Origin of the sequence: uncultured Frigoribacterium sp. (genome assembly GCF_963515265.1) — a bacterium.
Lineage (GTDB): Bacteria > Actinomycetota > Actinomycetes > Actinomycetales > Microbacteriaceae > Frigoribacterium.
Map to the genome: position 1 here is coordinate 1 of NZ_CAUPYL010000066.1, position 12,204 is coordinate 12,204.

The following is a 12,204-nucleotide window of genomic DNA, read 5'->3' on the forward strand; positions in this document are numbered from 1 at the left end:
GTGGCGGGGACGGCCGGTGCCTGGTCGGCAGGCTGCTCGGCCGCCGGCGCCGGGTCGACGTCGTCGGCCGGTGCGGGGGCGTCGGCGTCCGACTCCTCTCCGGGGGCCGGAGCAGCCGAGGACGCGACGACGGCGTCGTCCGCCTCGTCCTGGCCGTTGTCCGCCGGGCTCTCGGCCTGCGAGGTCTCCTCGGCGGGAGCGTCGTCGGAGGAGTCGCCGCCCTGGGCGCTGCCGTCGCCGATGCGGACCAGCGCGGTCCCGACCTCGACGGTCTCGTCCTCGGGTACGAGGATCTCCTCGATGACGCCGGCGACGGGGGAGGGGATCTCCGTGTCGACCTTGTCGGTCGAGACCTCGAGCAGGGGCTCGTCGACCTCGACCCGGTCGCCGACGTTCTTCAGCCAGCGGGTGACCGTGCCCTCGGTGACACTCTCTCCGAGTGCCGGGAGGTTGACGGATTCGCTCATGCGGGGGACTCCTTCGAAGACATCGTGTGTCTGTGTGATCGGGTGGTGCGGAAGTGTGCGGGTGGTGCGGGGGAACGGAGCTGCGACTACATCGCGTGGAGCGGCTTGCCGGCCAGGGCCAGCATCGCCTCTCCGAGGGCTTCGTTCTGGGTCGGGTGGGCGTGCACGAGGGGCGCGACGTCCTCCGGGTAGGCCTCCCAGTTGACGGCCAGCTGGGCCTCGCCGATGAGCTCGCCCACGCGGGCGCCGATCATGTGGACCCCGACGACCGGACCGTCGACGACGCGGACGACCTTGACGGAGCCGCTGGTGCCGATGATGTGGCTCTTGCCGTTGCCGGCGAGGTTGTAGTCGTAGCTCGTCACCTTGTCGGCTCCGTGCTTCTCCGCCGCCTTGGCCTCCGTCAGGCCCACGGACGCGACCTCGGGGTCGGAGTAGGTGACCTTCGGGATGTTGGTGTCCTCGATGACCTGTGGCGCCAGGCCCGCGATCTCCTCGGCGACGAAGATGCCCTGCTGGAAGCTGCGGTGCGCGAGCTGCAGGCCGGGCACGATGTCGCCGATCGCGAACACGCCGGGGACGCTGGTGTGCAGTCGCTCGTCGGTGATGACGAAGCCGCGGTCGATGGTGACGCCCACCTCCTCGAAGCCGAGTCCCTGGGTCGACGGGCCGCGCCCCACGGCCACCAGCAGCAGGTCGGCCTCGATCGTCTTGCCGTCCTCGAGGGTCACGACGACGCCGTCGTCGCTCTGCGTCACGCCCTTGAACCGCACGCCGAGCGAAAAGCCGATGCCGCGCTTGCGGAACGCGCGCTCGAACTGCTTCGAGATCGACTCCTCCTCGTTGGGGACGAGGTGGGGGAGGGCCTCGACGATCGTCACGTCGGAGCCGAAGGACTTCCAGACGCTCGCGAACTCGACGCCGATCACGCCGCCGCCGAGGATGGCGACCCTAGCCGGCACGTGGTCGAGGGCCAGGGCGGCCTCGCTCGTGATGACCTTGCCGCCGATCTCGAGGCCCGGGAGGCTGCGCGAGTAGGAGCCCGTCGCCAGGACGACGTTCTTGGCCGTCAGCGTGGTCTCGCCCACCTGGACGGTCGTGGGGGAGGTCAGGCGACCCTCGCCCTCGACGACGGTGATGCCGCGTGCCTTCACGAGGCCCTGGAGGCCCTTGTACTTGCTGGCGACGACTCCCTCACGGTAGGCCGTCACGGCGGGGACGTCGATGCCGTGGAAGTCGGTCGACACCCCGTACTTCGCGGACTCCCGCGAGACGTCGGCGACCTCGGCGGAGTGCAGCAGCGCCTTGGTCGGGATGCAGCCCCGGTGGAGGCAGGTTCCGCCGAGCTTGTCCTTCTCGACCAGCGCGACGCTCAGCCCCAGCTCGGTGGCCCGCAGGGCTGCGGCGTAGCCGCCGCTGCCGCCGCCGAGCACCACCAGGTCAAAATTCTGTTCCGACACCCAGCAACTCCCTCGTGCGTTCGGAGGTTCCCGAGGCGGAGGAGGCGCCGTCGTGGTGACGTCGGCGTCGCGTCCGCGTCCACCTCGGTGAGGAGGAGGCGGCGTCGCCCGGGGGACCGATCTCGGCGGGTCGCTCCCGCCTCCTCGACCCTACTACGCGGCCGAAAAGTCGCGGGCCAGCTCTAGCAGCGTTCTCACGGAAACGCCGGTCGAGCCCTTGCCCGTGTATCCCCAGCCGCCGCCCTTGTTGTTGGAGGGGCCCGCGATGTCGAGGTGAGCCCAGGGCAGCGGCGTTCCCGTGCCCTCCTTCTCGCCCACGAACTCGTTCAGGAACACGCCCGCGAGCAGCATGCCGGCCGCGGTGTTGCCCGGCGTGGCGTTGACGAGGTCGGCCACGTCGGACTTGAGCCTGCTGCGGAGCTCGCCCGGCAGCGGCATGCGCCACGCGGCCTCGCCGGCGCGGTCCGCGAGCTCGACCACTCGGCTCGCGAGGTCGTCGTTGCCCATGACCCCGACGGTGCGGGTGCCGAGCGCGACGACCTGGGCGCCGGTCAGCGTCGCGACGTCCACGATCGCGTCGGGCTGCTCCTCGCTGGCCGCGACCAGGCCGTCGGCCATGACGAGGCGGCCCTCGGCGTCGGTGTTCGTCACCTCGACGGTGGTGCCGCCACGGATCGTGAGGACGTCGTCGGGCCGGATGGCCGTGCCGCTCGGCATGTTCTCGGCGACGCAGAGCCAGGCCGTGAGGCGGACGGGCAGCTCGAGCCGCGCCGCGGCGACGACGACGGCGAGGACGGTGGCGGCGCCCGTCATGTCGTCCTTCATGCCCAGCATGCTGCCCGCGGGCTTGAGCGAGAGCCCGCCCGTGTCGTACGTGATGCCCTTGCCGACGAGCGCCAGGTGCTTCGGCGCGCCCTCCGGAGAGTAGACGACCTTGACGAGACGAGGCCCGCGGCTGGACCCCTGGCCGACGCCGAGGATGCCGCCGAACCCGCCCTCCCGCAGCTCGTCCTCGGCGAGGACGGTCACGTCGAGGGGCAGGTCGGCGGCCAGCTCGACGGCGTGGTCGGCGAGGGCCTGCGGGAACATCTGCTGCGGGGGAGTGTTGGCGAGGTCCCGGACGGTGTGGACGGCCTGGGCGACCACGGTGGCCTGCTGCACCGTCGCCTCCTCGACGTCGAGGTCGGTCGCGAGCACCAGGGTGCGGGCGTGGCGGCGCGACTCGGAGGCCGACGACCCGCGGAACGCGTCGAACTCGTAGGAGGCGAGGGCCGCGCCCTCGAGGACCGCCAGCGCCTCCGCCTCGGTCGAGACGGGCAGGTGGAGCACGACTCGGTCGACGCCGGTCAGCTGCCGGACGGCGGCGCCGGCCCCGTAGCGCAGGGCCTCGGCGTCGACGACGTCGCCGAGCCCCACGAGAGCCGTCACGGTCGCGGCACCGGTGCTCGGCAGCTTCACGAGCTCGTCGCGCGCGCCGCTGATCCCGAGCGCACGCAGGTCGGAGGGCAGGCCGGGCACGTCGCCGGTGACCGAGGGGCCGTCGGCCCCCGTGACGACGCCGACGACGAGGACGTCGGCCTCGACCTCGGCTGCAGGTGAACGGGTGGTGGACAGGAAGAGCTCGGTCATCCCTCGATCGTAGCCACCACGGGTGTTCGCTCTCGGCACGTCGCCGGAGGCGACCGGTGCCGGGCGGGTTGCCTAGCATTGACGACATGCACGACCCCGCCGGACTCTACGACCTCGCTCCCGACGCCTCCGACGTGCCCGAGGGGCTCCCGCTCGTGGCGGGCCTGACGGGCTCCTCCGACGCGGGGGGCGCGGTGGGGCAGCTCGCCGAGTTCCTCGTGGGCGAGCTCGACCACTCGATGGTCGCCTCCTTCGACGCCGACGAGCTCCTCGACTACCGCGCCCGTCGCCCCGTCTTCACGTTCGACCAGGACCACATCTCGGAGGTCGCCACGGCGACCCTCTCGCTCCGGTTGATGAAGGACGACATCGGACAGCCCTTCCTCCTGTTGTCCGGCTTCGAGCCCGACTTCCAGTGGCAGCGGTTCACCTCTGCCGTCGTCGACCTCGTGCGTCGCTACCGGGTGTCGACGACCACGTGGGTCCACTCGATCCCCATGCCGGTGCCCCACACGCGTCCGATCGGGGTCACGGTCAGCGGCAACCGGTCCGACCTCGTCGAGTCCCTGTCGGTGTGGCGGCCCGTGACCCAGGCGCCCGCGAACGCGCTGCACCTCGTCGAGCAGCGGCTCGGAGACTCCGGTCACCCCACCGCGGGCTTCGTCCTCCTCGTGCCGCACTACCTGGCCGACACCGAGTTCCCGGACGCCGCCGTCGCGGCGCTCTCGAGCATCAGCGCGGCGACGGGGCTGATCTTCCCCACCGACCGGCTCCGCTCGGAAGGGCGAGACTTCCTCGCCAAGGTCGACGAGCAGGTGCAGGGCAACCACGAGCTGTCGCGACTCGTCTCCACGCTCGAGGAACGTCACGACACCTACATGGAGGGGAACCCGCTCCCCTCGCCGCTCACGGACCAGGACGGCCAGGTCCCCTCCGCGGACGTCCTCGCCGCCGAGCTCGAGCGCTTCCTCGCCGGCCGGCGCAGCGACGACGAGGCCTGACCCGCCATCGGTCCACCCTCGTCGAGCACGGCCAGGCGTCGAGGGCGCAGGACGCCAGCTAGGGTCGTCGGGTGAACTCGTCGCGCGCCTGGCTCGTCTGGGGCGCCGCCGTCGTGGCCTACGTCGTCGCCGTCCTGCAGCGGTCCTCGCTCGGCGTCTCCGGGGTCGAGGCCCAGCACATCTTCGGCATCTCCGCGTCGACGCTGTCGACCCTGGCCGTCGTGCAGCTGATCGTCTACGCGGGCCTGCAGATCCCCGTGGGCGTGCTGCTCGACCGGGTCGGCCCGCGTGCCCTCATCGTCGCGGGCGGGGTCCTGCTCGTCGTCGGGCAGTCGGTGGTCGCGCTCGCGCCCCCGCACATCGGCGTCGCCATCGTCGGGCGCGTCCTCGTGGGCGCGGGCGACGCGATGACGTTCATCAGCGTCATCCGCCTGCTCCCCGCCTGGTTCCGAGGGCCGATCCTGCCCCAGATCTCGCAGTGGACCGGCAACGTCGGCCAGCTCGGCCAGGTGCTCTCGGCCGTGCCCCTGTCGATCGTGCTGCACGGCAGCGGCTGGCAGCCGGCCTTCCTCGGCGCGGCGGGCCTCTCCGTCGTGGCCGTCGCCCTCGTCGTCGTGGTCGTGCGGGACTCCCCGCTCGGACGCCCCGCCGAGTCGGCCGGGACGACCTGGCGCGACGCCGGTCGTCAGCTCGGGGAGAGCATCCGACGACCCGGCACGCGCCTCGGCTTCTGGTCGCACTTCGTGACGCAGTCGTCCGGGACGGTCTTCAGCCTGCTCTGGGGAGTGCCGTTCCTCGTCGGGGCGCTCGGCTTCACGGCGACGCAGGCATCCGGCATGCTCACGCTGCTCGTGGCCTCCGGCGTCGTGGCCGGCCCGGTCCTCGGCCTGCTGACGGCCCGTTTCCCGCTCCGGCGCTCGAATCTCGTCCTCGGCATCGTCTCGGCCCTGGGGGTCACGTGGACCGTCCTGCTGGCCTGGCCGGGGCAGCCCCCGCAGTGGCTCGCGTTCGTCCTCGTCGTGGTGCTCGGCGTCGGGGGCCCCGGCAGCCTCATCGGCTTCGACTTCGCCCGGTCGTTCAACCCGATGCGCAGCCTCGGCGTGGCCAACGGCATCGTCAACGTCGGGGGCTTCCTGGCGAGCTTCGTGATGATGTTCCTCATCGGCGTCGTGCTCGACCAGCTCGACGCCGCACGGGTGGCCGGCGGGGCGCCGAGCGACCTCTTCTCGTTCGAGTCGTTCCGCGTGGCGTTCCTGGTCCAGTACGTGGTCGTCGGCGGAGGCGTCGTCTGCCTCGTCCTGGAGCGCCGACGCACGCGGCGCCTCCTTCACCTCGAGGAGGGAATCCAGGTGGCCCCCCTGTGGGTTGCACTGAACAGGAGATGGCAGAGCCGTCGTCGGCGGAGTTCCTGACGCCGGTGGCAGCCCGTGGTCGGCGGTGCCGACGAGACGTGCAATAATCGGAGTCGGACCCGTTCATGTCCCGTGCAGGTGCTCGACTCTCGTCGGCGCGCTCAGCCATGGGGACTTGACATGGGTCCTAGTACTGCCCGAAAGACCCAGTGCAGATGAAGTGGAAGGTGTTCGCATGGCTACTCGCAGCAAGGCGACCACGGTCGTCGACGAGACCGTGACCGACGGCGTGGTGCTCGAGACCGAGCCCGCGACGACCGAGGAGGCGCCCGCGGCGCCCAAGAAGGCCCCCGCCAAGCGGGCGCCTGCCAAGAAGGCGACGGCTGCGAAGGCGCCCGCCGCCAAGAAGGCCGCACCCGCGAAGGCGACCAAGGCCGCCGAGCCCGAGGGCGACGACGAGGCCGAGCCCGCCGACGTCGACGCGCCCGATGCCGACGCGGACGGCGAGGGCGGCAAGCCCACGACCCCCGAGGTGCTGCCCGCGGGGGCCCTCGTCATCTCGCAGGACGACGACGACGAGATGCCCGTCTACTCGACGACGATCACCGGCGCCACCGCCGACCCGGTCAAGGACTACCTGAAGCAGATCGGCAAGGTCGCCCTGCTGAACGCCGCAGAGGAGGTCGAGCTCGCGATGCGCATCGAGGCCGGTCTCTTCGCCGAGGACAAGCTCTCCCACAGCACGGGCCTCAGCAAGGAGCTCGAGCGCGAGCTCCGCTGGGTGTCGCGCGACGGCCAGCGGGCCAAGAGCCACCTCCTCGGGGCCAACCTGCGACTCGTCGTCAGCCTCGCGAAGCGCTACACGGGCCGGGGCATGCAGTTCCTCGACCTCATCCAGGAGGGGAACCTGGGCCTCATCCGTGCTGTCGAGAAGTTCGACTACACCAAGGGCTTCAAGTTCTCGACCTACGCCACCTGGTGGATCCGCCAGGCCATCACGCGCGCCATGGCCGACCAGGCCCGCACCATCCGCATCCCCGTGCACATGGTCGAGGTCATCAACAAGCTCGCCCGCGTCCAGCGCCAGATGCTGCAGGACCTCGGCCGCGAGCCCACGCCCGAAGAACTGAGCCGCGAGCTCGACATGACGCCCGAGAAGGTCGTCGAGGTCCAGAAGTACGGGCGCGAGCCCATCTCGCTGCACACCCCCCTCGGTGAGGACGGCGACAGCGAGTTCGGCGACCTCATCGAGGACACGGAGGCGGTCGTCCCGGCCGACGCCGTGGGCTTCACCATGCTCCAGAAGCAGCTCGAGTCGCTCCTCGACAGCCTGTCCGAGCGCGAGGCCGGCGTCATCCGCATGCGCTTCGGCCTCGGCGACGGCATGCCGAAGACGCTCGACCAGATCGGCGACACGTTCGGCGTGACCCGCGAGCGGATCCGCCAGATCGAGTCCAAGACGATGGCCAAGCTCCGCCACCCGTCCCGGTCGCAGTCGCTCCGCGACTACCTCGAGTAGGCCCGTGCGATACCTCGTGCCCGTCCTCGCGGGCCGGCTCGTCCGTGCGGTCGCCCGCCTCCGCGGCGGCGGCTCGGCCTACCCGGGCCGCACCGTCCTCGCGCTGGCGCCCGACTTCCTCACCCACGTCTCGTCGCAGTTCGAGCAGGGCGTCGTCTTCGTCCTCGGCTCGAACGGCAAGTCGACGACCACGATGATGCTGACCGAGACGCTGCGGGCCCACGGCCTCCGCGTCTTCACGAACCCCACCGGTGCCAACCTCCCGCAGGGCATCGCCTCGGCGTTCCTCCGCGAGGTGACGCCGTTCGGCCGCGTGAAGCACGACATCGGCGTGATCGAGGTCGACGAGGCCTTCGCGGTCGAGCTGACCCGGTCGCTGCACCCGTCGACCGTGCTCATGCTCAACGTGCAGGTCGACCAGCTCTACCGCTTCTTCGAGACCGAGCGCGTCGGCGCGATGATGACCGACACCGCGGCCCTGGCGACGCGCGCCGTCGTGACGAACCGTGACGACCAGCACCTGGCGCCCTACGAGGCGAGGCCCGGCCAGACGGTCACGCGCTTCGGCGCCGCCCCGGATGTCGTGGCCGCCGCGCCCAACGGGCTGCAGAACGCGAACGACTTCTCCCGCGAGGCGGACTCCACCCGTCCCGTCGAGGCCGAGGTCGTCTCGATGGACGGCGACCGTGCGCGCATCCGCGTCGGCGAGACCACCGTCGACGTTCGGCTCCCCGCTCGCGGGCTGCACTACGCCGTCGACGCGGCGGCGGCGCTGCAGACCGCGTCGGTCGTCCTCGGGAAGCCCGTCGACCAGGAGGCGGTGGCTCGTGCCTTCGACACGATGAAGCCGGCCTACGGGCGCGGAGAGCGCATGTCGCTCGGCGCCGACGAGGCCGAGTTCATCATGTTCAAGAACGCGGCCAGCCTGCAGCTGAACCTCGACGCGCTGCCGCAGGGCGCCGAGCAGGTCATGCTCGCGATCGACGAGGGCACGCCCGACATCTCGTGGATCTACGACATCGACTTCTCGCGCCTCGACCACGTCGACGTCCTGGCGGGCGCCAAGGCCTGGCAGCTCGCCCTGCGCCTCGAGCACGAGGGGATCCCCGTGCACGTGATCGAGGAGGACATCGCGAAGGCGATCAAGCTCATGCGTGCGCTGCCCTCGCCCACCGACCACACGAAGCACTTCGTGACCAACTACGAGCAGATGATGCTGGCCCGTCGCATCCTCGGCCACCCCGACCTGGAGAAGACCGCGTGAGCGCCGACACCCTCCGCCTCGTGCACCTCTACCCCGAGCAGCTCGGGGTCAGCGGCGACCGGGGCAACGTCACGACGCTGGTGGCCCGTGCGCGGCGCGCCGGCCTCGAGACCGAGGTCGTCGAGTACCGGATCGGCGACGACGTGCCCACCGTGGCCGACGTCGTCCTCCTCGGGCACGGGCCGCTCTCGGGGGTGCGCTCGGTGAGCGCCGACGCCCAGCGCCTCCTCCCGGCCCTCGAGGGCTTCGCCGCGTCGGGCGTCCCCGTCATCGGGGTCGGCGGCGGCATGGAGCTGCTGACCCGGGGCGTCGTCACCGAGCAGGGCGAGACCGTGCCCGGCATCGGTTTCTTCGACGCCACGGTCCGTCGCGGTGCCCCGCGCCGGACGAACTACTTCCAGGTGACGACGACCTACGGTGGCGACGAGCTGACCCTCCTCGGCTTCGAGGACCACGCCGCCCACCTCGAGCTCGGCGCCGACGTCGAGGCCTTCGGTCGTGTGGTGCACGGCGGGGGCAACGGCACCGAGGGCGCCGAGGGCGTCGTGCGCGGCGCCTCCTTCGGGACGCAGCTCAAGGGGCCGCTGCTGCCCCTCAACCCGGCTCTGAGCGACCGGGTGCTCCGCGCGGCGCTGACGCGTCGCAGCATCTCGTACCACGCGGGGGAGGCGCACGCGAAGCTCGACGAGTACGCCGAGCAGTCGCAGCGCGTCATCCGCGAGAACCTCGAACGGTCGTTCAAGGCCATGTGACCGGGTGTCCGTGGCCTGACACCGACGAAGGGCCCGCATCCGTGAGGATGCGGGCCCTTCTCCGTGCCGCCGGGGTGCTGGTCCCCGGACGGCCTCGTGGTCGTCGAGCTCAGTGCTCGTGGAGCTTGGAGCTCTCGTCCAGCCACTCGACGGCGGTGGGCTGGAGCTTGTCCTTGACCTTGGCACCGTGGTGCGCGCAGAACAGCAGCTCGCCGCTGGCCATGGTCACGCGGACGTAGGCCTGGGCCCCGCAGCTGTCGCATCGGTCGGCGGCGGAGAGCTGGTAGCGGGAGCCGAGCTCGTCGACGGCGGTGTGGTCGGTGGCCATCTGAGTCATGTGATGCTCCTCCTGACGGTGGTGCTGCGGATGTGAAGACCTCATCAAAACACGCGCTCCCGGGTATCGGGTGCGATCCGAGCCGATTTCGCTCATCGCGTAGTGACGGAGGGGGGCGAGCGCCTCCCGGGACTGTCCGCGGGCGCTCGTAGGATGGAACCAGACCCCTGCCTCCGGAATTCCCGCCGGTCGGCTCTGCCTCGCGTCAGGAGAACACCATCGCCACGTCGGACTACTCGGCTCGCCACCTCTCGGTCCTCGAGGGGCTGGAGGCCGTCCGCAAGCGTCCCGGCATGTACATCGGGTCGACCGACTCGCGGGGCCTCATGCACTGCCTGTGGGAGATCATCGACAACTCGGTCGACGAGGCACTCGGCGGGCACGGCGACGCCATCGACGTCGTCCTGCACGCGGACGACAGCGTCGAGGTGCGCGACACGGCCCGCGGGATCCCCGTCGACATCGAGCCCAAGACGGGGCTGACGGGCGTCGAGGTCGTCTTCACCAAGCTGCACGCGGGCGGCAAGTTCGGCGGCGGCTCCTACGCCTCGTCGGGCGGCCTGCACGGCGTCGGGGCGTCCGTGGTCAACGCGCTGTCCGAGCGGCTCGACGTCGAGGTCGACCGTGGCGGCAAGACGTGGGCCATGTCGTTCCGCCGGGGCGAGCCCGGCACGTTCGCCGACGACGGCGCGCCCACCCCGGACGCGCCGTTCACGCCTTTCGTCTCGGGCAGCGTGCTGCGCGAGGTGGGCAAGGTGAAGCGCGGCGTGACCGGCACGCGCATCCGGTACTGGGCCGACCGCCAGATCTTCACCCGTGGCGCGTCCTTCCAGCCCGACGAGCTGTCCGGGCGCGCGCGTCAGACGGCGTTCCTCATCCCCGGGCTCACGCTCCGCATCCGCGACGAGCGGCCCGGGTCGCTCACCGACGGGGGCTTCCCCCACGAGAGCACGTACCGCTTCGACGGCGGCATCAGCGAGTTCGTCGAGTTCCTCGCCCCCGACGCCCCGGTCACCGACACCTGGCGCATGACGGGCACGGGCACGTACACGGAGACGGTGCCCGTCCTGACCGAGGGCGGCGCGATGGTCGCCACCGAGCTCGAGCGCGAGTGCGAGGTCGACATCGCCCTCCGGTGGGGCGGCGGCTACGAGACGGTCCTCCGCAGCTACGTGAACATCATCGCGACCCCGAAGGGCGGCTCGCACCAGACGGGCTTCGAGGCGGGGCTGCTCAAGTTCATGCGCCAGCAGGTCGAGCTCGCGGCACGGCGGTTGAAGGTCGGCACCGACAAGATCGAGAAGGACGACGTGATGGCGGGCCTGACCGTCGTGCTCACGGTCCGCCTCCCGGAGCCGCAGTTCGAGGGCCAGACGAAGGAGATCCTCGGGACGCCCGCCGTCCGGGCGATCGTCGCCAACGTCGTCCAGACGCGCTTCGCCGAGCTCTTCGCGTCCGCCCGCCGCGAGGACAAGGCCCAGACGGCTCTCGTGCTCGACAAGGTCGTCTCCGAGATGAAGTCGCGCATCGCGGCGCGTGCCCACAAGGAGACGCAGCGGCGCAAGAACGCCCTCGAGAACTCGTCCCTGCCGGCGAAGCTCGTCGACTGCCGGTCGAACGACGTCGGCAACAGCGAGCTCTTCATCGTCGAGGGCGACTCGGCACTGGGCACGGCGAAGCTCGCCCGCAACAGCGAGTACCAGGCGCTGCTGCCGATCCGGGGCAAGATCCTCAACGTGCAGAAGGCGTCGGTCAGCGACATGCTCTCGAACGTCGAGTGCGCCTCGATCATCCAGGTGCTGGGAGCAGGGTCGGGCCGCTCGTTCGACATCGACGCCGCTCGGTACGGCAAGGTCATCATCATGAGCGACGCCGACGTCGACGGGGCTCACATCCGCACGTTGCTCCTCACGTTGTTCTTCCGCTACATGCGCCCGATGATCGAGCAGGGTCGCGTCTTCGCAGCCGTGCCGCCCCTGCACCGGGTCGTCGTCATCAACCCCGGCAGCAAGCCGAACGAGACGATCTACACCTACTCCGAGAAAGAGCTGCAGACGCTCCTCGCGAAGCTGCGTCGCTCGAACAAGAAGTTCCAGGACCCGATCCAGCGCTACAAGGGCCTGGGCGAGATGGACGCCGAGCAGCTCGCGACGACGACGATGGACCGTTCCGGGCGCATGCTGCGCCGGGTGCGGGTCGACGACGCCGAGGCAGCGGCCCGGGTCTTCGAGCTCCTCATGGGCAACGAGGTCGCGCCGCGCAAGGAGTTCATCATCGACGGCGCCGGCCTGAGCCGGGAGCGCATCGACGTCTGATCTGCGCTGACCGCCCGTGCGGCCAGCCCGCCCGCCGGGCCGGACCCGCGGTCTGGCCACCCCGCGGGGCCGGCCACCCGCCGGCGGGCCGGACGGACGGTCTCGCCT

At 71.1% G+C, this 12,204-nt stretch carries 10 protein-coding genes; 6 read left to right on the forward strand and 4 right to left on the reverse strand.

The features are described from left to right. From RWM17_RS07540 to RWM17_RS07550, 3 genes are all read right to left on the reverse strand, one after another. Positions 1–467 (reverse strand): biotin/lipoyl-containing protein (locus RWM17_RS07540; RefSeq protein WP_314102423.1); only part of this gene is annotated, 467 nt, incomplete at its 3' end. Positions 468–553: 86 nt separating this feature from the next. Continuing rightward, positions 554–1,927 (reverse strand): dihydrolipoyl dehydrogenase, encoded by a 1,374-nt coding sequence (gene lpdA / locus RWM17_RS07545; protein WP_314102425.1) that lies wholly within the window; start codon positions 1,925–1,927, stop codon positions 554–556. Positions 1,928–2,080: 153 nt separating this feature from the next. Further along, positions 2,081–3,556 (reverse strand): leucyl aminopeptidase, encoded by a 1,476-nt coding sequence (locus tag RWM17_RS07550; protein WP_314102428.1) that lies wholly within the window; start codon positions 3,554–3,556, stop codon positions 2,081–2,083. An 86-nt stretch (positions 3,557–3,642) separates the two neighbouring features. Here RWM17_RS07550 and RWM17_RS07555 point away from each other — a divergent pair, with 86 nt between their 5' ends. The 5 genes from RWM17_RS07555 (at position 3,643) to RWM17_RS07575 (ending at position 9,444) form a co-directional block, all read left to right on the forward strand. Further along, entirely contained in the window at positions 3,643–4,557 is a 915-nt protein-coding gene (locus tag RWM17_RS07555) for a PAC2 family protein (protein WP_314102431.1), read from the forward strand. Between the two features lie 71 nt (positions 4,558–4,628). After that, the gene (locus RWM17_RS07560) at positions 4,629–5,969 is read left to right on the forward strand and encodes an MFS transporter (RefSeq protein WP_314102432.1); all 1,341 of its coding nucleotides are present in this window, start codon (positions 4,629–4,631) and stop codon (positions 5,967–5,969) included. Between the two features lie 175 nt (positions 5,970–6,144). Beyond that, positions 6,145–7,428 (forward strand): RNA polymerase sigma factor, encoded by a 1,284-nt coding sequence (locus RWM17_RS07565; RefSeq protein ID WP_314102433.1) that lies wholly within the window; start codon positions 6,145–6,147, stop codon positions 7,426–7,428. Between the two features lie 4 nt (positions 7,429–7,432). Continuing rightward, positions 7,433–8,692: a MurT ligase domain-containing protein gene (locus RWM17_RS07570; RefSeq protein WP_314102435.1), complete on the forward strand. Its 1,260-nt coding sequence runs from the start codon at positions 7,433–7,435 to the stop codon at positions 8,690–8,692. After that, the gene (locus tag RWM17_RS07575; RefSeq protein WP_314102437.1) at positions 8,689–9,444 is read left to right on the forward strand and encodes a cobyric acid synthase; all 756 of its coding nucleotides are present in this window, start codon (positions 8,689–8,691) and stop codon (positions 9,442–9,444) included. The genes RWM17_RS07570 and RWM17_RS07575 overlap by 4 nt, the downstream gene beginning before the upstream one ends. A 109-nt stretch (positions 9,445–9,553) precedes the next feature. On the opposite strand, the gene RWM17_RS07580 is transcribed toward RWM17_RS07575, so the two are convergent. Then, on the reverse strand, positions 9,554–9,781 hold the full coding sequence (locus tag RWM17_RS07580; protein ID WP_123546019.1) for a hypothetical protein: 228 nt from the start codon (positions 9,779–9,781) through the stop codon (positions 9,554–9,556). A 218-nt stretch (positions 9,782–9,999) separates the two neighbouring features. Between RWM17_RS07580 and RWM17_RS07585 the strand changes: the two genes are divergently transcribed. After that, the gene (locus RWM17_RS07585) at positions 10,000–12,096 is read left to right on the forward strand and encodes a toprim domain-containing protein (RefSeq protein WP_192042319.1); all 2,097 of its coding nucleotides are present in this window, start codon (positions 10,000–10,002) and stop codon (positions 12,094–12,096) included. The last annotated feature ends 108 nt before the right edge of the window (positions 12,097–12,204 follow it).

Bases quoted from the DNA above. Each gene is read 5' to 3' on its own strand.
- RWM17_RS07550 (WP_314102428.1), bottom strand. From the start codon at position 3,556: ATGACCGAGCTCTTCCTGTCCACCACCCGTTCACCTGCAGCCGAGGTC.
- RWM17_RS07555 (WP_314102431.1), top strand. From the start codon at position 3,643: ATGCACGACCCCGCCGGACTCTACGACCTCGCTCCCGACGCCTCCGAC.
- RWM17_RS07565 (WP_314102433.1), top strand. From the start codon at position 6,145: ATGGCTACTCGCAGCAAGGCGACCACGGTCGTCGACGAGACCGTGACC.
- RWM17_RS07580 (WP_123546019.1), bottom strand. From the start codon at position 9,781: ATGACTCAGATGGCCACCGACCACACCGCCGTCGACGAGCTCGGCTCC.